Source organism: Chengkuizengella axinellae (genome assembly GCF_030730905.1).
Taxonomy (GTDB): domain Bacteria; phylum Bacillota; class Bacilli; order Paenibacillales; family KCTC-33759; genus Chengkuizengella; species Chengkuizengella axinellae.
Genome location: NZ_JAVAMP010000006.1, coordinates 61,073 through 80,798, shown reverse-complemented (window position 1 = coordinate 80,798; position 19,726 = coordinate 61,073). Strand labels below are relative to the sequence as shown.

Genomic DNA, 19,726 nt, shown 5'->3' with positions numbered 1-19,726 from the left:
CTCCTTCTTCTAGTAATAGGAGATGACAATTGGTAAAATATTAATATGGGTTAAATTAGCAACCTTTATACTAATTTAAGTATTATTAGGATACAAATGTTTGAGACCTAAGTTGTATTTACAATTTAGGTCTTTTTCAATTTAGTAAAGCAGTCTCAAATCCCTATAATTCATAGACATATTTTCCAATCCAATGTTATAATATTGTAAGCTTTAATAAAGGAGTTAATATATATATGCTAACAGATAAGATAGGTAAGTTAACCAGCGTTATGAACTTAAAAGTGAAATTGATTGTATTGTTTGTGTTTATGTTTATGACATTGTTATTGTTGGGCTTTGTGCTTAATAATTCCTTGTCTAAAGTAGAAAACACAGTTCAAGATGCATATGAGATTAAAATCCACTCTATGAACGAATTACAGAATCTTACAACCTACATACTTGAGTTAAATCAATTACTTATGTCTAATTCTAATACTGCAATGATCCCATATCAATTTGAGGAAAATGTCAACAAGAACATAGAAAACATCAATCAAGCTATTTTAAAGCAAAAAGATTACGCCAACACGGATGAGGAAAGAGTGATTGTGGATTATTTAGAAACAAATTGGATAGGATTTTTAAAATATAAAGAGAATATTATGAATGCGATCTTTGCAGGTGATTTAAGTCAATTTAATACGGCTTATAAGTCATCAATCGGCGATCTTAATGGAATTGTAATTAATGCTGCTACGTTAAATGAACTTAAGTATGCTGGAGTTTTAGAGTCACAGGAATCGATTAAAAATGAGCATAAGAGTACTCTTCTAAGCAACCTAGTCATTATCATTGGAGCTATGATTATTTGTTTGTTACTAGGTTGGTGGATTTATGGCAGTGTTGTAAAACGACTGCATAAGTTAGTTTCATACAACTATCAGTTGTCTAAAGGAGATTTATCTACAGAGAAGTTGAGTGTATCAAATGATGAACTTGGATTGTTAGCCAGAAGTACCAATGAAATCGTTGACAATTTAAAGATGATGATCTCAGATGTGAGACATTCTATTTCTTCCATGAATGGAAATGTAAAAAATGTGAATCTAGCCATATCCGATAACTTTAGCTCTACTGAAATTATAGCAAAGAATGTAGATGAGATTTCGAAAGGGATATCTGAACAGGCAAGTTATTCAGAAAACTCGTTAGTGAATATATCAGATCTAGATCAATCTGTAACAGATATTGTAGATATCATAGAAAAATTTAAAATGGCACTAGAACATACATATGAAAGAATAAACACAGGAACCGATGAATTAAATAATACGATGGGACAAATACAATTAGTAGAAAACTCCAACAACGAATTGATCTCTTCCTTTGAAAATTTAAATCAGGAGCTTGTGCAAATTCGCAAATTTTCAGAGCAGATTGTAAAAATATCACGTACTACAAATATACTATCTTTGAATGCATCGATTGAAGCTGCAAGAGCAGGTGAATTTGGTAAAGGATTTGCTGTCATTGCAGATGAAATTCGTGAGCTGTCTACTGAAACAACAAAGGTTGCTAATGGTGTGATGGCAGTCGTATCAGAAAATGAAGAAAAAACAAAACAGTTTCAACAATCTTTATTGAGTTCAAATGAAAAAACAGCGGATGGTAGAGATACATTTAAGTCTGCATTTGATAATTTTATGGAAATAAACGAGTTGTTTAAAGAAATGAGTTATCAAATGAAGGAAGTTTTGCAAAGTGCCAATGATATAAAAAATCAAAGTGTAGAAGTAAACAACAATATGTCTGATATCACAGCGATTGCTGAAGAAACTACAGCTGCTATTCAAGAAATTGCTGCATCTACGAATCAGCAAGTAACACAATATAAAGATATCGTTGAAACAATAGATCAGCAGAGTGAACTATCAAATAAAATGGAACAGAATATAAGTCGTTTTAAATTGGATAAGGGACAATAATGAGTCAACTAGTAAAAAATCCACTTCTACGAGTGGATTTTTTTTCTTTTTATGATATTCATTTTAGGAAATAGAGAGGAGAACTAAGGATTGTTTACTGGTATGGCATCATTAAAATATTCTTCTAGTGTAATTCCCTGTTCCATGATATCAGCAGCAATTTCCTTGCCTACGTATCTTAAATGCCATGGTTCATACGCATAACCAGTTATATGCTCTTTATCCTGAGGATATCGGATAATAAAGCCAAATTCAGCAGCATGTTCAGCTAACCATTGACCCTCTTTCGTATCTCCTAAGCTCTCATGAAGTGCATTATTAACACTTGGGCTAGAAACATCCATAGCTAACCCAGTTTGATGCTCACTAGTCCCTGGATATGCACTATATCTTCTTGCTTGTTCTTCACCTTGCTCTTGTACATTCCAATTAAAGATGGATTGTTGGGTAAGATAAGAACGATAACCAGATACAGCATTTAGCTCAATTTGATTTTGTTCTGCTTTTGCAAATAATTGTTCAAGTGCTGTTGCTGCTTCTTGTCGTAACCATTTTTTTTCACTTTCTCCAGCAAAAGAAAAGGGAATGTTAGGTTGAACAAGATCATTAGGGACATAGTTTTCCTGTAAGCTACGTTGTTTATTTACTAGCACTGCTGTACTTTCTTGATTTGTAACCTGCGGGATTCCATCATTTGAAGCGACAATAGTGTCCTCTATACTGTACTTCACTGTTATCGTTAAATGAGCAGTAAAACCCTCATAAACCGCAGAAACATCAATTTGATTTCCGATATTAGCTTCATTGGAAATAGAGAGTAAACCATTATCATCAATAAAAGCAAGATTTGCTGGCTGAATATCAAAGTCAATATCCATTGAGTTAATTTCTATTTCTGTTTCATCTGTTGTTAAGGAGTAAAGATCAAGCGAATATGAGGAACCAGGTGATAAAATCATCTCTTGATCGTTGAAAAATATACTTCCAACTTGCATGGTCTTTTTGTCATTGTTGTTTTGAGATGGTTGGTCCACCTCTTCTTGGGCTTGTGAATCGGGTATGTAATCGTTAGAAGGTATAGTATTTGCACAGCCGGTGAGTAATATAGAACAACTAACTACTGCGTTCATACTATATGTAAGTAAACGAGAATTAATCATGAGTGTTCCTCCGATGTTTTAATATGAATGAAATGTTAAAAAACCATTTTATTATACCATGAAAAAAGCATTGACAGAAACTAAGATAAATTGCACAATACTAATGATTGAATTGAACACATTATCAAATAAGAAAAAATAACAACGGCAGAGGAAAACAACATGTTTAAAAATTGGAGACTGATTTTAGGACTAGCTTTACCCTCGCTCATTTCATTTGCTTCCTTTACTGTAACTGGAACCATTTCATTAATTATGTTTGATCAATTAGGTTTTACTGTGACAGCTATTGTTGGAGTGACGAATTTAGTCATGTGAAATGCATTCGCCATTTTTTCAGGACTGGGTCATACAATCAATTATTTAGTGGACCAATTTTAAGCTTTATTGGTGGAAAGGAATCTGCAGAGATTGCAATTGGGAAAGATTATTTGCAGCTTCGTTTTTATGCGATGTCTTTTGGGATCGTTAATTTTGTTTTAGCAGGTTTTTTCAGAGGGATAGGGGATACAAGAACACCAATGGTATTGGCTTTGATCAATAGCTCGCTCATCATCTTATTCACCTATACATTGGCTTATGGAAAGTGGGGGTTCCCAGAGCTGCAGCTAGAAGGAGCAGGCTGGGCGTTTTTAATCGGAGAATGCGTTGCCTTTATCGGTGGGTGGACGCACCAAAAAGTCAACTTTAATAAATCTGAAGCAAAATTGATCGAAAAAAAAAGCTCGAAATTAGGAATACAAGAATTTTCAATTAGTGTTTCCATGCTCATATTTACTTTTTTTTGTATCTTGGAAACTAGGTACTGAAGCACTTGCAGCGAATGAAATTGCTTTAAACGTGATGTCATTTGGATTTATGCCTGCTTTTGCTTTTGGGGCGACAGCTACAATTTTAGTAGGTCAGGAAATAGAAAAATCAAATCCGCTGAAAGCGAAACAATTAGGAACAGAAACTGCAAGGATAGGAACCATCTTTATCTTATGTGTGGCTATACTTGAGTTTTTATTTGCTAAACAGATTACTGGAATGTATACGAATGATGATACAGTTTATGAATTAGCTGCTTTATTAATCATGGTATCTGCCTTTTTACAGTTGTTTGATGCATGGTTAAACTTTTATGCAGGTGGTTTACGAGGGATTGGGGATACATTCTTCTTGTTAATTACTTCATTAATTTTAGTTTTTGGGGTCTTTACCTATCTCAATATTTATGTATTTGAGTGGGGGGTATTGGTGCATGGCTAGCTCTTTAATACGTATCTCATTATTTATAGTGTTGCAATTGTCACAAGATATTATAAAATAAATTGGTTAAAGGTGAGCTTAGTAAAGGCAAACCCTTAGAAAGGATAACATATGGATACTTCAATTATATTTTCTGGAATCGTATTTGGCTTGTTATTTTGGTTTATATATCAGCAACTGCCAGTAAAAGGACTAAAGACATTCAATACAACGGATTTTTCTGAGGCATTGAAAAACAAATCAGATAAAGTTCTTATTGATGTACGGGAACCACACGAATTAAAAACAGGTTATATTAAGGATGCAGTAAATATTCCTTTGTCGCAAATTAGAAACAGATATGATGAAATACCAGAAGGTAAAACAGTCTTGTTATACTGTAGAAGTGGGTTTCGAAGTAAAAAAGCGGCACGTGTATTAAAAAAGAAAAAATTTAAAAACATGGTCCATTTAAGAGGTGGAATCATGTCTTGGCATGGTGAGGTAAAACATTCTAAGTAAATTTAGGGTGCTTTTCTCTTCTATAATAGGGAGCATCAGTACATCCTGTACAAGTCTGAAAGTAAGTTTCTCTTTATGGTAAAATATTAAATGAAATGGTTTTCAAAAAAGGAGAGTGCTTATGGACAAAAATATTTTAAATACAAATGTGATTACACAGATTGGAATTATGGTAAAGGATATTGAAAAAACCTCTCAGGTATTTGCAGACTTTTTTGGTGTGGATAAACCAGAGGCGTTTTGGACAGATGCGGTGGATAAAACACAAACAGAATATAAGGGAAGCTCTACAGAAGCAAGGGCAAGATTAGCCTTTTTCGATATGGGATCACTACAATTAGAATTAATTCAACCTGATGAGAATCCTAGTACATGGCGAGAGTTTTTAGACGAAAAAGGTGAGGGTGTGCACCACATAGCATTTGAGGTCAAGGGACTAACTGAAAAAATAAAAATATTGGAAGGCAATCAAATGCCACTTGTTCAAAAGGGTGAATTTGAAGGTGGTAGATATGCTTATATGGATACAAGTAAAGATTTAAAGATCATACTTGAATTATTAGAAATAGATTAATACATATTTTATTAATACATATTTTCGAGCTTAGTCCACTTTATTTAAATAGAGTGGTCTTTTTTTTATTTTTTTTATTTATTGAAATTATTGAAATCGATACCATTCTATAATAGAATTAGTTTATATCATATTTGGATAGAATTACATATGTGTTGAAATGTTGGGGATAGTATAACTTGATGACAAATGGATGAAAGAAGGGAGAACCTTATGAAATTAACTAAAGGATTATGGATTAGTGTTATTATCATTATTATTGTGGGTATTGGTTTTGTATTTATGAAATTTCTAAACAAGGAAGAACCATTAACAAATTTAAATCCAATTTTAGAGCAATCAGAAGGGGAGTATCTACAAACTACTTTTTCTTTTGAAGAGATTGATGGAATGTCTATTCCCTTTCAAAATGGAATTCCTGTTCCTTCATTTGACCCTCAAGAAAGATTGACTTATTCATTGGAAGGGGAATGGAAAAAGGAACGTTTTGAAGCAGATGGTCAATTTACGATGTCACCTAGAGATCAAAATTGGTTGACAGCTGCTGAACAACAAGCAGCTGGACGTACTGAATCAGTGTATGAGGATGGTGGCTGGGAAACTATCAATCTCCCTTTTCCTGAAAATGAGCTAATTGGTATTGAGACTGCATATTCATCTGAAACCTATGAAAGTGGTGTTTGGTATCGTCGCACTTTTACAATGGATAATGAGTGGAATGGTCAGGCTATGACTTTAAAAAGCTTAGGACTGAATTATGTAGGTGACTTTTGGGTGAATGGTCAGTGGGTTGGTTATCATGAAGGTGGTTATACCCCTTTTGCCTTTGATATCACACCATTTGTTGAAGTTGGTAAAAAAAATTCTATTGTAATTCGAGTAGATAATCCACCTTGGGGATCTCGAGAGGATATTATTCCAGTATTAGAGGGTACAGATTTTTTTAACTATACTGGGGTTTTACAAGATCTATATATAGAGGGTAGTGATCCTGTTCATGTAGTAAGAGCAGACATTATTCCTGAGAATATAGATGGAACTGTTCAAGTAAAGGTTGTATTGGAAAATAGATCAACAAAAAACAGTGAGGTCGGTTTAAACGGAAAAATATTTTTAGCAGATAAAGAAAGTGAATCATTTTTGGATTCTCCATTAGCAGCAAGTATTAAAGGAGAAGAAGTTGCCTTTGATGGGAATTTAAATGAGCTTATAGAAATTGAAGCGGGTAAAACAAGAGCTGTTTCTTTTTCTATTGTGATCCAAGATCCACAATTATGGTCTATTTTTGACCCTAACTTATATGTAGCAGAAATTTCGATTGAAAATAAGAAAGAGAAAGAGTTGGATCGTTTTGCAACACAATTTGGCATTCGAACGTTAGGTACTGAATCTACGAAAATTTTGATGAATGAAGAACCTATATTTTTAGCTGGAATTGCAAGACATGAGGAGTGGCCGGATTCTGGTCGTACTGCAACATGGGATAAAATCAAAGCTGATTTAGTGCAAATTATGGATCATAATGCCAATATGGTACGTACAGGGCATTATCCAAATCATGTTTATACGTATATACTATTGGACCGTTTAGGTTTAACTACGATGAGTGAAATCCCGTTATGGCAATTTGAACAGAATCATTTTGAAATTCAAGCTGAACGGAAATTTGCAGACCAAATGTGGAGAGAAATGATTTTCTCTGAATATAATCGACCTTCTGTCATTATGTGGAGTACACAAAATGAATCTAAGGCTCCAGAGATAAGAAAAGAATTTAATGAAAGATTAGTAAACGATCTACATGAGCATTATGATGATGGGCGTTTAATTACTCAAAGCGCAGCTGCGGATCAACCAGGTGCAAATGATGTTTCAATGGAACCTCTGGATGTAGCAGGATGGACGATGTACTTTGGTGTATTTCATGGAGGTACACCATATGAAGGTACAGCTCAATTTTTACAAGAAGCAAACCAAAATTGGCCAGACAAACCAATTATAAATACAGAGTTTGGACGATGGTCAGGTGCAGATGACAAAGATAAATATAAACAGCTAAAGGTTTATGAAGATACGATGAAAGCTATGTTAGAACACACAGCTGTAACGAAGGAAGGCGCATATAATCCTAACGGTTATCTTGCGGGAATTGATTTTTGGATTATGTATAATTGGTATGTTAATCATAATATGTGGATCGATACGTTTGGGATGTATCATATGGATCGAACACAAGCAAAACCGGTTGCAGAATTAATTCAGAAGGATTTTGAAAAGTTAACTCAACCTTATCGAGAATAAACAAAAAACATGAGCTGACCAGCGAAATAGATCGTTTTGTGTCGGCTCATGTTTCTACTAATATTAATCAAAAATCAGTTATTCTAAAAAATTCTGAACTTGTTAAATAATAAAAAGAGTTAAAATGGATAAAAGCACTGAAGTAATGGACATGGCGATAAAAGGACGCATAGCCTTTGATCGTAAAGCTTTTAAATTTACATTTAAACCTAAACCTGCCATCGCCATCGTTAATAAAAAGGTTGTAAAAATAGAAACGTCACTCATCATTTCTTCTGGAATAAAAATGATATTCCCTATTACATAACTTCCAACTATACTCATTGCGATAAATCCAACAAGAAACCATGGAAAATGAATTTTCGTTTCTGATTCTGTATCCGTTTGTTTTTTCTTTTTCCAGTAAATAAGTACAAAGCATAAAGGAACAAGCAAAAATACTCGACCAAGTTTAGCCAATAATGCAATAGCTAGAACCTCTTCTCCAGCGGGTGCAGCAGCGGTAGCAACGTTGGCCAGTTCATGCAGGCTGAGACCTGCCCAAATTCCAAATTCATCTGGTGCGAGTGGAATGACTGGAATTAATAAGGCATATAGGATAGAAAAAGCTGTACCGACCAAAGCAATAATCCCAATACTAATTGCAGTATCCTCTTCCTTAGATTTAAGTATGGGGGAGACGGCAGCGATGGCGGCAGCACCACAAACCCCAGTTCCAACCCCAACTAATAAGGATAAGTTGAAATCTGCATTTAACCATTTTGCAATGAGTAGTGTTAGTATGATTGAAAAAGCGATGGAGATGATTCCTAAACCAACTAAACCCAGACCTTGTTTAAATATAATATCAATGTTTAATTTTAAACCGTATAAAATAATAGCAGCACGTAGTAGTTTTTTTGCCGAAAAAACTGCTCCTGTTTTAATTTTCTCCGGGTAACCAAAAATTTGCCTATAGATGATTGAAACAATAATTGCAGTTGCTAAAGGACCAATGTAATTAAATCCAGGAACTTTTGCTATTTGAAAGCTTAGCAGTGCTATAATGAAAGTGAACAAAACTCCACCAGTCCAGTAGATAAATGGTTTGAAGTTAATAGAGACTGATTTTTTTAAAACGTTTTCATTCATGAATGATTCCTCACTTTAAAAAACATTTTTGTTGATAAAACACTTTAAGAATCTTGATTTCTCTAAAAAGAAACATGAAATAAATGTTTGTTAACTTCAGCATAAATCATTCTGTTAAATAAGAAAAATAAATCATAATTATATTTATAATAACGATTTACTTATGATACAATAGAAGTAACAATGAGAGAGGTAGTGACTATATATGGATCATCAGTTACTTGTTTTTACAACAGTCGTAGAAAAAAAGAATTTTTCACGTGCAGCGGAAGAGCTACATATGACTCAACCTGCTGTGAGTCAATATATTCAATCACTTGAACAACAGATTGGGACAAGGCTGTTAGAAAGAAGCAATAAATTTGTTAGATTAAACATGGCTGGAGAAATTGTATATCATCATGCAAAAGAAATATTGAGTCATTATACTCGCATGCAGTACTTAGTAGATGATCTAATGAATAAAGCAAGCGGAGATTTATTCATAGGGGCAAGCTATTCTTTTGGTGAATATGTATTACCTGGAATGATTTCTGATTTGCTTGAGAATTACCCTCTTATTAAACCTTCTATCACGATTAGAAATTCAAAGAGAATCGTAGATTTAGTCGTAAATAACGAATTGGAAATTGGGATTGTTGAAGGTGAATTTAATCAACAAAGTTTAAATATTGAACCCTTTGCAGATGATCTTATGTATGTCACAATGTCTGCTAATCACCGATTTGCAAATCAAAGTATAGTGACGAAGGAAGAACTGGAAGCGGAAACATGGATTGTGAGGGAAGAGGGCTCAGGAACAAGAGAAGCGACAGATAAAATGTTCGACAGGCTACAATTAAATCCACAGCATAAAATGGAGTTTGGGAGCACACAGGTCATTAAGGAATCAGTAGAATCGGGCATAGGTATATCATTACTATCAAAATGGGCCATTCAACGAGAGTTGTCTTCTGGTACTTTACGATTAGTAGAGTATGAAGGTTTACCCGTTCGTAGGAAGTTTTCAATTGTAACTAGAACCGTTCCTTTTCAAACTAAAGCGATGGAACTATTTTTGAAAATGTTGAGAGACAGATATAGATAGATGATTTGTATAAAAACAAAAAAGAAACTCCTATTAAAGGAATTTCCATGGCGAAAATAAGATCTTACACCGAATAAAATATAGTTCTTTATGAAATCGATTTTATCTTTCGCTTTTGACATTCATACTATATTTTTTCCTTTTGATAAATCTTCCACTGATCGTTTTCAGATTTTTCCAAGGTATAAATAAAGGCTCTTTCACTTAATGTGTTATAAAATGGTGATTCAACCATATTTTGAAGTGCAAACACTTTAGCTTCATTCTCTTTAAAATCTACAATAGAAACAAGTAAATTTTCATACGAAAGGTACCCAAATTCTGACCAAACATTTATTAAAAACTGGACGTTTTCTTCTGTTATTTCAGGAGATTCATCATGATAAACAGAAGTGTATTTCTCTATATTCCCTTCATTTGCATATTTGATCTCATCTTCTAAGACTTTTAAAATTTCTTCTTCGTAATCTTTAGGGACATCTACTTCATAATTTAATATGCTCTCTGGAGTTATATATTCTTTATCCCATAATCTACTTACGTCTATTTGCCACGATCCTTCTTTTGTTTTCCAAACTGTATATGAAAGATCTTGTATTTGATCCAAATAAAATGCTTCATTCGTATTCACTACTTTTTCAATAGTCTCTATATTTGCTACATAATGCTGATTCATAAATTGAATATCAATTTCCATCAATTCAATTTCCAAATCGTATGTTTCAAAATATTCTAATGATTCTACATTGCTATTAATTTGATGAAAACCATCGGATAATAATGATTCTATTCCAGTCAAATTTTCATCATTTCTATATTCTATATATCGATCAAACATTTCTGAGATTTCCTTTTTATATTCTTCCTGTTTTTTAATTTCTTCCTGTCTTTCAATTTCGTTCTGTTTTTCCAGTTCTCTTGGGCTTGTGACTGAAATTATTCTTAATTGATCATCCCATTCTACTTTTGCTCCAATAGACTCAACGACAAATTTGATAGAAACAAATGTCCGATTATTAACGATTTTAGGCTCTACTTCCATTGTTTCTCCATTCACTATTGTTTGTTTGCTATACAATGGTAAATGAATAGAGAAATTATCATTGGTACCTAATACGGTTTGCGTTTCTTGATCCCAGTTCACAATTAATCCTAACTCATTAAACAAAAGTCTAAAAGGCACAAATAGTTTATTATCTTCTATAAATGGAGTCTCTTCGAACTGTAGTTTTTTATCATCTATCCAAACTTCAATTTCTTTCTCATCTGTACCAAATACAACTGCAGAAGATACAATGGATACTATTAATATTACTAATAAAATGATTCCCTTTTTCAAAAACCTCTCCCCCTGCTACTATATGTAATTGATATAAACCACAACATAAACAAAATAACATAATTAGATAAAAGAACACTATATGTAAATGATGGGAGTAACAAGCATAGGGAGAAAGGGAATGATGTTAACGTTTTTTCAAAGTCATCTCTAATCCATTTTTAGGATTGAGTGTAATTAAAGGCTCTATTCCAACATTGTCAGGGTTTGAAAGCTGCAATTGATATTGCTGAGCAATGGTCGCTAGTATAAGAGCAGCTTCCTGTAAAGCAAAGTGGTTTCCAATACATACTCTTGCACCGCCTCCAAATGGAAAATATGAAAACTTTGGATTGTTTTTGATATTTTCCTGTGCAAATCTTTCAGGAATAAACTCATTTGCATGATCATAATATAGTGGATTTCTATGTATTGCATATTGACTTAATAAGACCTCGTCTCCTTTTTGGAAAGTGTGTTCTCCAATTTGTACTTCTTCTATTACTAGTCTTCGCATTTGGTATACTACGGGGTAAAATCGCAGAGCTTCTTGGATGATTAGATCGGTATATTGAAGGTTTTTGAGGTCATGAATGGTTGGTGGTTCTCCTGCAAGAACCGAATCGATTTCTTGATAGAATTTTTGTTCAACTTCTGGGTGTTGAGAGATTAAATACCAAATCCATGACAGCATATTTGCAGTTGTGCCGTGACCCGCAACAAAAATGGTCATGACCTGATCTTTAATTTCCTCATTCGTGAGTTGGTTATTATCTTCATCTTTAGCTTTTAATAAGAGGGATAATAAATCATGATAGTCATCAATATTTTCAAGTTTACGTTTCTCTATTATAGACATTACGATTTGATTGATTAGTTGTATATTCTGTCGAAAGTTGAAAATTTCTTTTTCATCCACTTGCTTATTCTTCGAACTTTTCATAATAAAACGCCCAAAATTCTTTAAAGAGGAACGTAACCCACTTAATAGTTCTTTATCCACTTTAGTTCCGAACATGGTGTCAGTAATAATGTTCAAGGTGATTTCATTCATTTCACTTGAGATATCCCTGATTTGTCCATCTTCCCAATTTTCTGTTAATGAGTAAGTTTGTTTTACCATATGAGGCGCAAAGTTTTCTATGGACTGAAATTGAAACATGGGCTGCATTAATTTGCGATCTTTTCGATGTTTATGATTTTTACTTGTGACTAACCCATCTCCTAGTAGGCTTTTTAATAGATTAGCGGTTGACCCTTTTTCAAAGGATGTTTGCTTTTTAACGAGTACTTCCCCAATATCGTCTGCATTGAATAAAATATAAAGTCCTTGGTTTGGTTCTGGAATATACACGACACGATCTTTTGTATATTTTTGCTGGAGTGTTAGAATGCCGTTTAAATCATTATGAAATAGTTTTGTTTCTTCAGGGCTGGCAACTGGTATTCCTGTCCTTACTTCCATTTATTATCCTCCTCACAAATGGTTAATTTAAGTAAAATCATAGTTGTTAACCCTAATTCTACCATATTGATTTCTGAAAAAGACACATCAAAGTCTATCAAATTTAATGATGGCACTTTCAAATGACTCTTACAGTGATGGACCCTTATGGATTATCAGACTCATATAATAGATCTATTAGAGCTGAGAAATGGAAATAAAAGTACCCTTTGCAGATTTTGATTGGTCACCGATTCCGTTTGGAAAGGTGATATTGTTACTTTAAATAATTTATCTTCACTAAACAGATGACTGTTTTAATTTCAACTGTAGTTCCAATACTCTATTTATTAATTCATCTACTTTACGTGTTAAAATCAAACAATCAACATAATGATCTTTGTAATTATTTTGTAGCTTATTCATTACTAATCGTGACTCTTCTAACTTTTGTAATTCTATTTTTATTCTCAACTTTATTTCAATTTGTTAGACCAACAGACCTTCTTGAATACATTTCATTTCTGCTGAAATGACCTCATATTTTCAAAACATTTCAAAATATTCTACTTATTGTTTTAGTGGACCATCTTCCCAAAAAATACGACGACAGAAAGCATGAAAAAGTTGCATTATATAACAAATTTATTTTTGATTTTTATTTTTTTTGAAAAAAATGTGAAATGAAGATGAATCGAGGGACAGGTCATGGAAATGATTTAGATTGATTTTCAATCCATTTTGTTTGATCAAAATGGATTAGCCAGGTAGAAGGTTTGCGTCAGTGGGACTGGATTCGGATTCCTTATAAAATGGTGTGCGTGTTTTTTGGGAAGGAGACCCTGCTGAAAGGAAGGTTTACTTTATAGCAGGGACTAAATTTTGTTCAGCGGCTCTGTTAAGTAACGTATGAATAGCTTCATATCCTTGTTCTCCAAGATTGGCACTGAAGTCATTAACATATAAATCTATATGTGCTTTAGCTACTTCTAGAGACATTTCTTGGGCATGATTCATTACATAATCTTTTGAAGCTTCTGGATGTTTCCATGCATATTGAACAGATGCACGAATCCATGATGTGATGGCTTCAAGATCTAGAGATTTACGAGCGATGATAGCTCCTAGTGGAATAGGTAAATTTGTATCAGTCTCCCACCAGTTTCCTAAGTCCACCATCATGGTTAAATCATAAGTTTGATAAGTAAATCTTGCTTCATGGATCACTAAACCTGCATCCACTTTTCCATCACGAACCGCAGGCATAATTTCATGAAATGGCATAACGATAATTTCTCCTACACCACTCGCTACATTTTGAGCAGCCCATAATCGAAATAATAAATACGCTGTTGATTTTTCACTTGGAACAGCAACTCTTTTTCCAGATAATGAGTCTGGATCTTGAGTAATTATCCCCTTGTTGTTAGTAAGCAATAGTGGTCCGCACCCTTTACCAAGTGCTCCTCCGCATGGTAAAAGTTCATATTCTGAAAGTGCCCATGGTAAAGCTGCGTAGGATATTTTTAATATATCAGGTTTACTATCATTTGAAGAAGTTACAATATTGTTGGTGATATCAATATCTGCATAAGTGACATCCAGTTTTGGAGCATTTGGTATCAGTCCATGTACCCAAGCATGGAAAATAAATGTGTCATTAGGACAAGGTGAAAAGTATATTTTCATGAGAAAACCTCCTGTAGTACTGTACTTGTTTTAGTAAGTCCTTCAAACGCCTCTTTCATACGCCATGCTTCTCGTTCTCTGGGTCCTACGGGGTTTGAAATCGTACGAATCTCTAAAACAGGTATATCAAATTTAACGGCTGCTGTCGCTACTCCAAAACCTTCCATAGCCTCAACTGTTGCCCCTTTTATTCTATTGGTCAGTTTTGCTGCGGTTTCAGCTGTGCCAGTAACGGTCGATAGTGTTAATATTGGACCAAGGTGAACATTTGGTATGGTTTTATGAAGTGATTCAAATATCTTTGTTGCAAGGTCCTGATTCACTTTCAACTGTGCTGAACCAAAACCGAGTTCATCTAAGCTGCTAAAACCCTCAGCAGTTTCAGCACCTAAATCAGCAGCAATAATTTTGTTTGCAACTACAATTGAACCTACCTCAGCACGACCAACAAATCCTCCACCGATTCCCATACTAATCACTATATCGTATTTTGAGGTGCATAAAGCTTTTGTTGTATTCACAGCTGCAGATACAGGTCCAACACCACCAGCGATGACATGAATGTTTTCAGTTCTGTACAGTCCTTTCATAATGGCGTCTCTTTCTGCTTCCACAGCAGTCACAATCAATATTTGTTTTTTATTTTTATCCATCATTGAATATCTTCCTTAGAGTCTATTTGCTAATCATTTTCAAAAAACTTTCTAAATATAAGCATACTTATTATTGAGCAAAAAATCTACTTATGATCATTCTGTAAGTAAAGATAAGATATAGAGAAATACACTATCATAATTTTAACGATATCAAGTAGAGGATGCGCTATCAACATTAACTAAAAACGAACGAAATAAGCGCTCTTTTTTACATTCCAGCCCATAGATAAGAGTCCAAGCAACTACATTAGATTGTTCATAAGATAAGGTGAAGGGTAATTTAATGAGTTGGGAGTGGGAATAAAAGAAGAACCTTTTGTTGTAGCTCAAAGTGTTTCAGTAGATAATCCATTTAATGACCCAGATGTGATTTTTCTTCAAGGAAACACGCCTACAACTGTTGCTACCGTCGATGTGTGTGTTAAACAACCACAGAGGACACAAGTATGTATTGATTCAATGGTTCAGGTGGGTGTGGGAGCTTCTACTGCGGGTAACCCTACGACTTTTGTAATGACATATGAACTTTTTCGTAATAACACTCCCATTGCAACAATAAATGATGAAATGGATTATTCGTCACCTCCAAATGAAACTTTCAATTATACAAACTTTCCAAACTTTCCTGTAGTGGATAAGGATCCAATTGCAGGAAACAATTCGTATGATCTTGTATGTACTCGGGTCACTGCAAATGAAAGTGAAGTAGCTTTTATTGGAATTGGATCCCGAAGTCTTAAAGCCACTGTAATTACATCATAGTTAAAATAAATATTGTTAAAAGGATAGCAGAAAGGGCGTAGAAATACGTTCTTTTTATGTTAGGAAAGTAACTCGCATATGTTAGGGGAGGGAAGCAGGATGAAAAGCAAGAAAACAACTCATTATTGTATAGATACTCTGTCCCTGCCAAAGTAAGCAACAGTTTTCTCCTCTCTGTCTTAATCCCAGAGATTAAGGAACAGATATGGAGTGTTAGCGTGAAGTCATACGGTGGATTGAGAAGGGAGGAGAACCTGAGATATTTGGAGGGATAGATAGAAAGTCTATGTAACCCCCTTGGGGCTGTAATCTTTTTCTTTACCAGAATCATGTGGAAGTTTTACTTACAATTATGATATTATTATCATAATTTGGATATTAATGTTTAAATATTTGTAGAGAAAATTACATCTTGGATATACTAGACTTTCTAATTTTCATATATTAGGAAATGAGGGGGGAATTTTAATGGTAAGTAAAAAAAATGTTTTGATTTCTGGATTCGTGTTAGTGTTATTGCTCATGATGTTTTTGTTTTTTCAGAGCCTAAGTATCGATGGAGATGAGTTAGTGGAGGGAGAAGAAATCTTAACAAAGGAAAATACTCAAATATCTCACAAGGGAAATGAAAAGGATGAGAATATAAAAGAAATACTTGTCGTTGATCAGGTGACTCAGCCAATCTTCAATCTGGATGAAGCTATCATTGAATCCGTTTTTGTTGAGACCTCTGTGGATTCCGACAATGATGGAAATTTAGACCGGATTCATGCCAGTGTTATTCGTCCAAAAGAAACAGAGGATGGAATAAAAGTGCCGGTTATTTATGAAATTACTCCCTATAGGTATGGATTGAATTCACTAAGCTTTTATGATGTTGACGTAGCGTTAAATCCTGTTGATCGAAATGGGAAAGTGAATGGAAAGCCTTATAGTGCTTTGGCAGAGGTTGATTTTCCTGGTCCTTATGAAAATTATTTCGTCCCTCGTGGTTATGCTATAGTAGTGGCTGAAAGTATTGGTACAGCCTTATCAAATGGTTGTCCTACTGTTGGTGATGAAAATGAAGTTCTTGCTGCTAGCTCTGTCATTGATTGGTTGAATGGACGCACAAAAGCTTATTCTGAAGATGGGCTGCTAATATCAGCTGATTGGTCAACAGGGAATGTAGGGATGATTGGGGTCTCTTATAATGGTACCCTTGATATCGGAGTTGCTTCAACTGGTGTGAAAGGTTTAAAAACCATTGTACCAATTGCAGCAATTAGCAACTGGTACGATTACTATCGTGCTAACGGTGCTGTGGTTGCACCTGGAGGGTATCAGGGAGAAGACACAGACATATTAGCAGATGCTGTACTTACAAGGGAAAACCCGGAAGTATGTCATGAGGTTGTTGATGAATTGAAGCAAGCTCAAGATAGAGAAACGGGAGATTACAATGGATTTTGGGATCAAAGAAACTATATGAATGATATAGATAAAATAAACGCAAGTGTATTTATTGTTCATGGACTTAATGATTGGAATGTAAAAACAAAGCAGTTTTCTCAATTGTGGGATGCGTTAGGAGAAAATAAGGTTTCTCGAAAACTATGGTTGCATCAACAGGGTCATACTAGTCCAAGTAGAGTGCGTGAGGTGGAGTGGGAAGATACATTGCACAAATGGTTTGACTATTGGCTTTATGACATAGATAACGGGATTATGAATGAACCATTGGTGGACATTCAGCGTGAAGATTTATCATGGAGCTTGGAAGACAAATGGCCTGCAGAAGGAACCGTTTCTACTGCACTGTATTTAGATCAACTTTCTACTGATCAAGCGGGTGTGGCATCGTTAATTGATGATCCAATGATAAATGCAGTCGATTTAGTAGCTCATCCTCAAGAGAGTAAACCTTATCGGATATTATATACGACAAATGAACTTGCCGACTCAGTTAGAATAAGCGGTACACCTGAAGTAAGTATACAAGCGAGTATTGATCAGCCAGTTTCAAACTTAACAGTTCTATTAGTTGATTATAGTGCTTCCTCTGCAAAGATAGTGACAAGAGGCTGGATGGACCCGCAAAACATAAATAATATTAACAAGTCAAAACCAATAGAACCAAATGAAGAGTATACTTTTACATGGGATATGCAACCAGATGATTATGTATTCGAACAAGGTCATCGAATAGGCATTGTATTTATAGCAAGTGATTATGACTATACGCTTCGTCCTCCATCTGGTACAAAAGTAACTATATATCCTGAAGAGAGTAAAGTGGTTTTACCAATTGTGGGCGGTGAAGGTGCTATAAAATAAAAGATAAATAAAGAGAAACTTCATATAGAAACTCACGATAGATTCATGATCAATCGTGAGTTTTTATTGTTGATCTTTTAAAGAACCAGCGTATTTTTTGTTTGACATGCAAGGGACTGAGTTGTTTCTTCTCAGTTTAAAAGTAATGGAGCCGTTTTGCCTCTGTATACTATATAATAAAGTATACTTCCACTTTAATTTGTTATTATTTAACTGGTTAGGAGCGGTTGAAAATGCCCATCATTAAGATTTCAATGTTTATTGACGCACCTCCAAAAATATGTTTTGATTTGGCTCGAAGTATTGAAGTACATATGGAAACTACAACTCAGACTAAAGAAAAGGTTGTTGCAGGTAGAACAAGTGGATTGGTAGAGCTTCATGAATCAGTGACATGGGAAGCCGTTCATTTTGGTATACGTCAAAGACTAACAGCAAAGATTACAGAGTTAGAGGGTCCAAACATGTTTGTGGATGAACAAGTAAGTGGAGCATTTAAACATTTTAAGCACACTCATGAGTTTATACCTCATCGAGGGGGAACTTTGATGATAGATACGTTTGATTATACTTCTCCCTTTGGTGTGATTGGAAAGCTTGCTGACGTTCTTTTTTTAGAAAAGTATATGCGTACATTTTTAACAAAACGAAATAAGCGATTGAAAAAAATCGCAGAGAATAATTGAAAAATGATAAATACTAAAAAATTTATCTTACTAGTAGGAATATTCATTATTATGATTAGCATTTTTGTGAATAAAATGAAACCGACTTCGTATGATTATTCTGAATGGATGGAAGAAAGATATAATGTGAAATGTTGGAAGCATTATAATGATAAATGTTCTGTCTTTGACTTTGAACTAGAAGAAAATGGAGAAACAAAATCAATTACTTTCCAAACCGCTAAGAGTAGTTATAAATCAGGTATATTTGTACTAGAAATGAGTAGCAAATATCGTAGTTACGATGATCGGAAATACAAATTAGATATTTCAGTGAAAGGGTTTCTAGGTAAAATATATATTATGGAGGAAGATAATGGGTTGCAAAAATAAAATGGATACTTCTTGGAATTGCTAAATGATATATTAGTTCATCTCTTTAGGGAATCAACAATAGAGTAGGTGGCTTTTGATAATTTGGAGGGGGCTTTTGAATAAAGCCATGTTGTATAAAAATGAGTTTTAAATAGGAGAGACAAGTAGTGGTTGGACAAGTGTTCTTAATGATTGTTTTGGGTGGGGGAGAAGTTGAAATAGTAGGGAAAGCATTATCCAATTTTGTTTCTCATCCTATTATAACGATTTCATATTTTGATGATGATGTTTTTGATATGAATATTTACTTCAATGGTGAATATTTAACGGGTCAACTTTGGTGTAATCATAAAGATATGTATGAACTTGATGATAAACATGCAGATATCCATCTTTTATCTGGAATATTAGGTAATCAACATTATGAGAAAATATGAAAAATTCTTAAAATGGAAGACCTTGAGAAAGCTGTTAATGAATTAGAAAGTTTATTAGAATTTCCTTTGTGGATACATTCGATTGGCTT

Annotated in this window: 20 protein-coding genes; 13 read left to right on the top strand and 7 right to left on the bottom strand. The window is 34.1% G+C overall.

The annotated features are described in order from the left end of the window. Positions 1-236 precede the first annotated feature (236 nt). Positions 237-1,970: a methyl-accepting chemotaxis protein gene (locus Q5Y73_RS13585; protein WP_305992455.1), complete on the top strand. Its 1,734-nt coding sequence runs from the start codon at positions 237-239 to the stop codon at positions 1,968-1,970. Positions 1,971-2,053: 83 nt separating this feature from the next. On the opposite strand, the gene Q5Y73_RS13580 is transcribed toward Q5Y73_RS13585, so the two are convergent. Further along, on the bottom strand, positions 2,054-3,130 hold the full coding sequence (locus Q5Y73_RS13580) for a M15 family metallopeptidase (protein ID WP_305992454.1): 1,077 nt from the start codon (positions 3,128-3,130) through the stop codon (positions 2,054-2,056). 162 nt (positions 3,131-3,292) lie between these two features. Between Q5Y73_RS13580 and Q5Y73_RS13575 the strand changes: the two genes are divergently transcribed. The 6 genes from Q5Y73_RS13575 to Q5Y73_RS13550 all read left to right on the top strand — a co-directional run bounded on the left by Q5Y73_RS13575 (position 3,293) and on the right by Q5Y73_RS13550 (position 7,757). Beyond that, the gene (locus tag Q5Y73_RS13575; RefSeq protein ID WP_305992453.1) at positions 3,293-3,448 is read left to right on the top strand and encodes a hypothetical protein; all 156 of its coding nucleotides are present in this window, start codon (positions 3,293-3,295) and stop codon (positions 3,446-3,448) included. Next, positions 3,445-3,939, top strand: coding sequence for an MATE family efflux transporter (locus Q5Y73_RS13570; RefSeq protein ID WP_305992452.1), 495 nt, complete (start codon positions 3,445-3,447; stop codon positions 3,937-3,939). Before Q5Y73_RS13575 ends, Q5Y73_RS13570 begins: the two co-directional genes overlap by 4 nt. After that, on the top strand, positions 3,887-4,381 hold the full coding sequence (locus Q5Y73_RS13565) for an MATE family efflux transporter (protein WP_305992451.1): 495 nt from the start codon (positions 3,887-3,889) through the stop codon (positions 4,379-4,381). The genes Q5Y73_RS13570 and Q5Y73_RS13565 overlap by 53 nt, the downstream gene beginning before the upstream one ends. A gap of 111 nt (positions 4,382-4,492) precedes the next feature. Next, positions 4,493-4,882 (top strand): rhodanese-like domain-containing protein, encoded by a 390-nt coding sequence (locus Q5Y73_RS13560; RefSeq protein WP_305992450.1) that lies wholly within the window; start codon positions 4,493-4,495, stop codon positions 4,880-4,882. 121 nt (positions 4,883-5,003) lie between these two features. Next, entirely contained in the window at positions 5,004-5,456 is a 453-nt protein-coding gene (locus Q5Y73_RS13555; protein ID WP_305992449.1) for a VOC family protein, read from the top strand. Positions 5,457-5,669: 213 nt separating this feature from the next. Next, positions 5,670-7,757 (top strand): glycoside hydrolase family 2 protein, encoded by a 2,088-nt coding sequence (locus Q5Y73_RS13550; RefSeq protein WP_305992448.1) that lies wholly within the window; start codon positions 5,670-5,672, stop codon positions 7,755-7,757. Positions 7,758-7,859: 102 nt separating this feature from the next. Here Q5Y73_RS13550 and Q5Y73_RS13545 read toward each other — a convergent pair whose 3' ends face one another. After that, entirely contained in the window at positions 7,860-8,888 is a 1,029-nt protein-coding gene (locus Q5Y73_RS13545) for a YeiH family protein (RefSeq protein ID WP_305992447.1), read from the bottom strand. A gap of 205 nt (positions 8,889-9,093) precedes the next feature. Here Q5Y73_RS13545 and Q5Y73_RS13540 point away from each other — a divergent pair, with 205 nt between their 5' ends. After that, on the top strand, positions 9,094-9,975 hold the full coding sequence (locus tag Q5Y73_RS13540) for a LysR family transcriptional regulator (protein WP_305992446.1): 882 nt from the start codon (positions 9,094-9,096) through the stop codon (positions 9,973-9,975). 127 nt (positions 9,976-10,102) lie between these two features. Here Q5Y73_RS13540 and Q5Y73_RS13535 read toward each other — a convergent pair whose 3' ends face one another. The 5 genes from Q5Y73_RS13535 to Q5Y73_RS13515 all read right to left on the bottom strand — a co-directional run bounded on the left by Q5Y73_RS13535 (position 10,103) and on the right by Q5Y73_RS13515 (position 15,082). Next, positions 10,103-11,314, bottom strand: a complete 1,212-nt coding sequence (locus tag Q5Y73_RS13535; RefSeq protein WP_305992445.1) for a stalk domain-containing protein — start codon at positions 11,312-11,314, stop codon at positions 10,103-10,105. Between the two features lie 127 nt (positions 11,315-11,441). Continuing rightward, a complete protein-coding gene (locus Q5Y73_RS13530; RefSeq protein ID WP_305992444.1) occupies positions 11,442-12,758 on the bottom strand; it encodes a cytochrome P450 in 1,317 nt (438 codons plus the stop codon). A 279-nt stretch (positions 12,759-13,037) separates the two neighbouring features. Continuing rightward, positions 13,038-13,163: a hypothetical protein gene (locus tag Q5Y73_RS13525; protein ID WP_305992443.1), complete on the bottom strand. Its 126-nt coding sequence runs from the start codon at positions 13,161-13,163 to the stop codon at positions 13,038-13,040. A gap of 432 nt (positions 13,164-13,595) precedes the next feature. Then, positions 13,596-14,426 (bottom strand): 1,4-dihydroxy-6-naphtoate synthase, encoded by an 831-nt coding sequence (locus Q5Y73_RS13520; RefSeq protein WP_305992442.1) that lies wholly within the window; start codon positions 14,424-14,426, stop codon positions 13,596-13,598. Continuing rightward, complete coding sequence (locus Q5Y73_RS13515; protein ID WP_305992441.1) at positions 14,423-15,082, bottom strand: futalosine hydrolase; 660 nt, start codon at positions 15,080-15,082, stop codon at positions 14,423-14,425. The genes Q5Y73_RS13520 and Q5Y73_RS13515 overlap by 4 nt, the downstream gene beginning before the upstream one ends. Positions 15,083-15,376: 294 nt before the next feature. Here Q5Y73_RS13515 and Q5Y73_RS13510 point away from each other — a divergent pair, with 294 nt between their 5' ends. From Q5Y73_RS13510 to Q5Y73_RS13490, 5 genes are all read left to right on the top strand, one after another. After that, positions 15,377-15,844: a hypothetical protein gene (locus tag Q5Y73_RS13510; protein ID WP_305992440.1), complete on the top strand. Its 468-nt coding sequence runs from the start codon at positions 15,377-15,379 to the stop codon at positions 15,842-15,844. Positions 15,845-16,366: 522 nt separating this feature from the next. After that, positions 16,367-18,160, top strand: a complete 1,794-nt coding sequence (locus Q5Y73_RS13505) for a Xaa-Pro dipeptidyl-peptidase (RefSeq protein WP_371320213.1) — start codon at positions 16,367-16,369, stop codon at positions 18,158-18,160. 233 nt (positions 18,161-18,393) lie between these two features. Beyond that, positions 18,394-18,846 carry an SRPBCC family protein gene (locus tag Q5Y73_RS13500; protein WP_305992438.1) on the top strand — a complete coding sequence of 151 codons (453 nt, stop codon included), beginning with the start codon at positions 18,394-18,396 and terminating at the stop codon, positions 18,844-18,846. A gap of 51 nt (positions 18,847-18,897) precedes the next feature. Beyond that, positions 18,898-19,218 (top strand): hypothetical protein, encoded by a 321-nt coding sequence (locus tag Q5Y73_RS13495; protein WP_305992437.1) that lies wholly within the window; start codon positions 18,898-18,900, stop codon positions 19,216-19,218. Positions 19,219-19,367: 149 nt separating this feature from the next. Further along, positions 19,368-19,637, top strand: coding sequence for a hypothetical protein (locus tag Q5Y73_RS13490; RefSeq protein WP_305992436.1), 270 nt, complete (start codon positions 19,368-19,370; stop codon positions 19,635-19,637). Positions 19,638-19,726 lie beyond the last annotated feature (89 nt).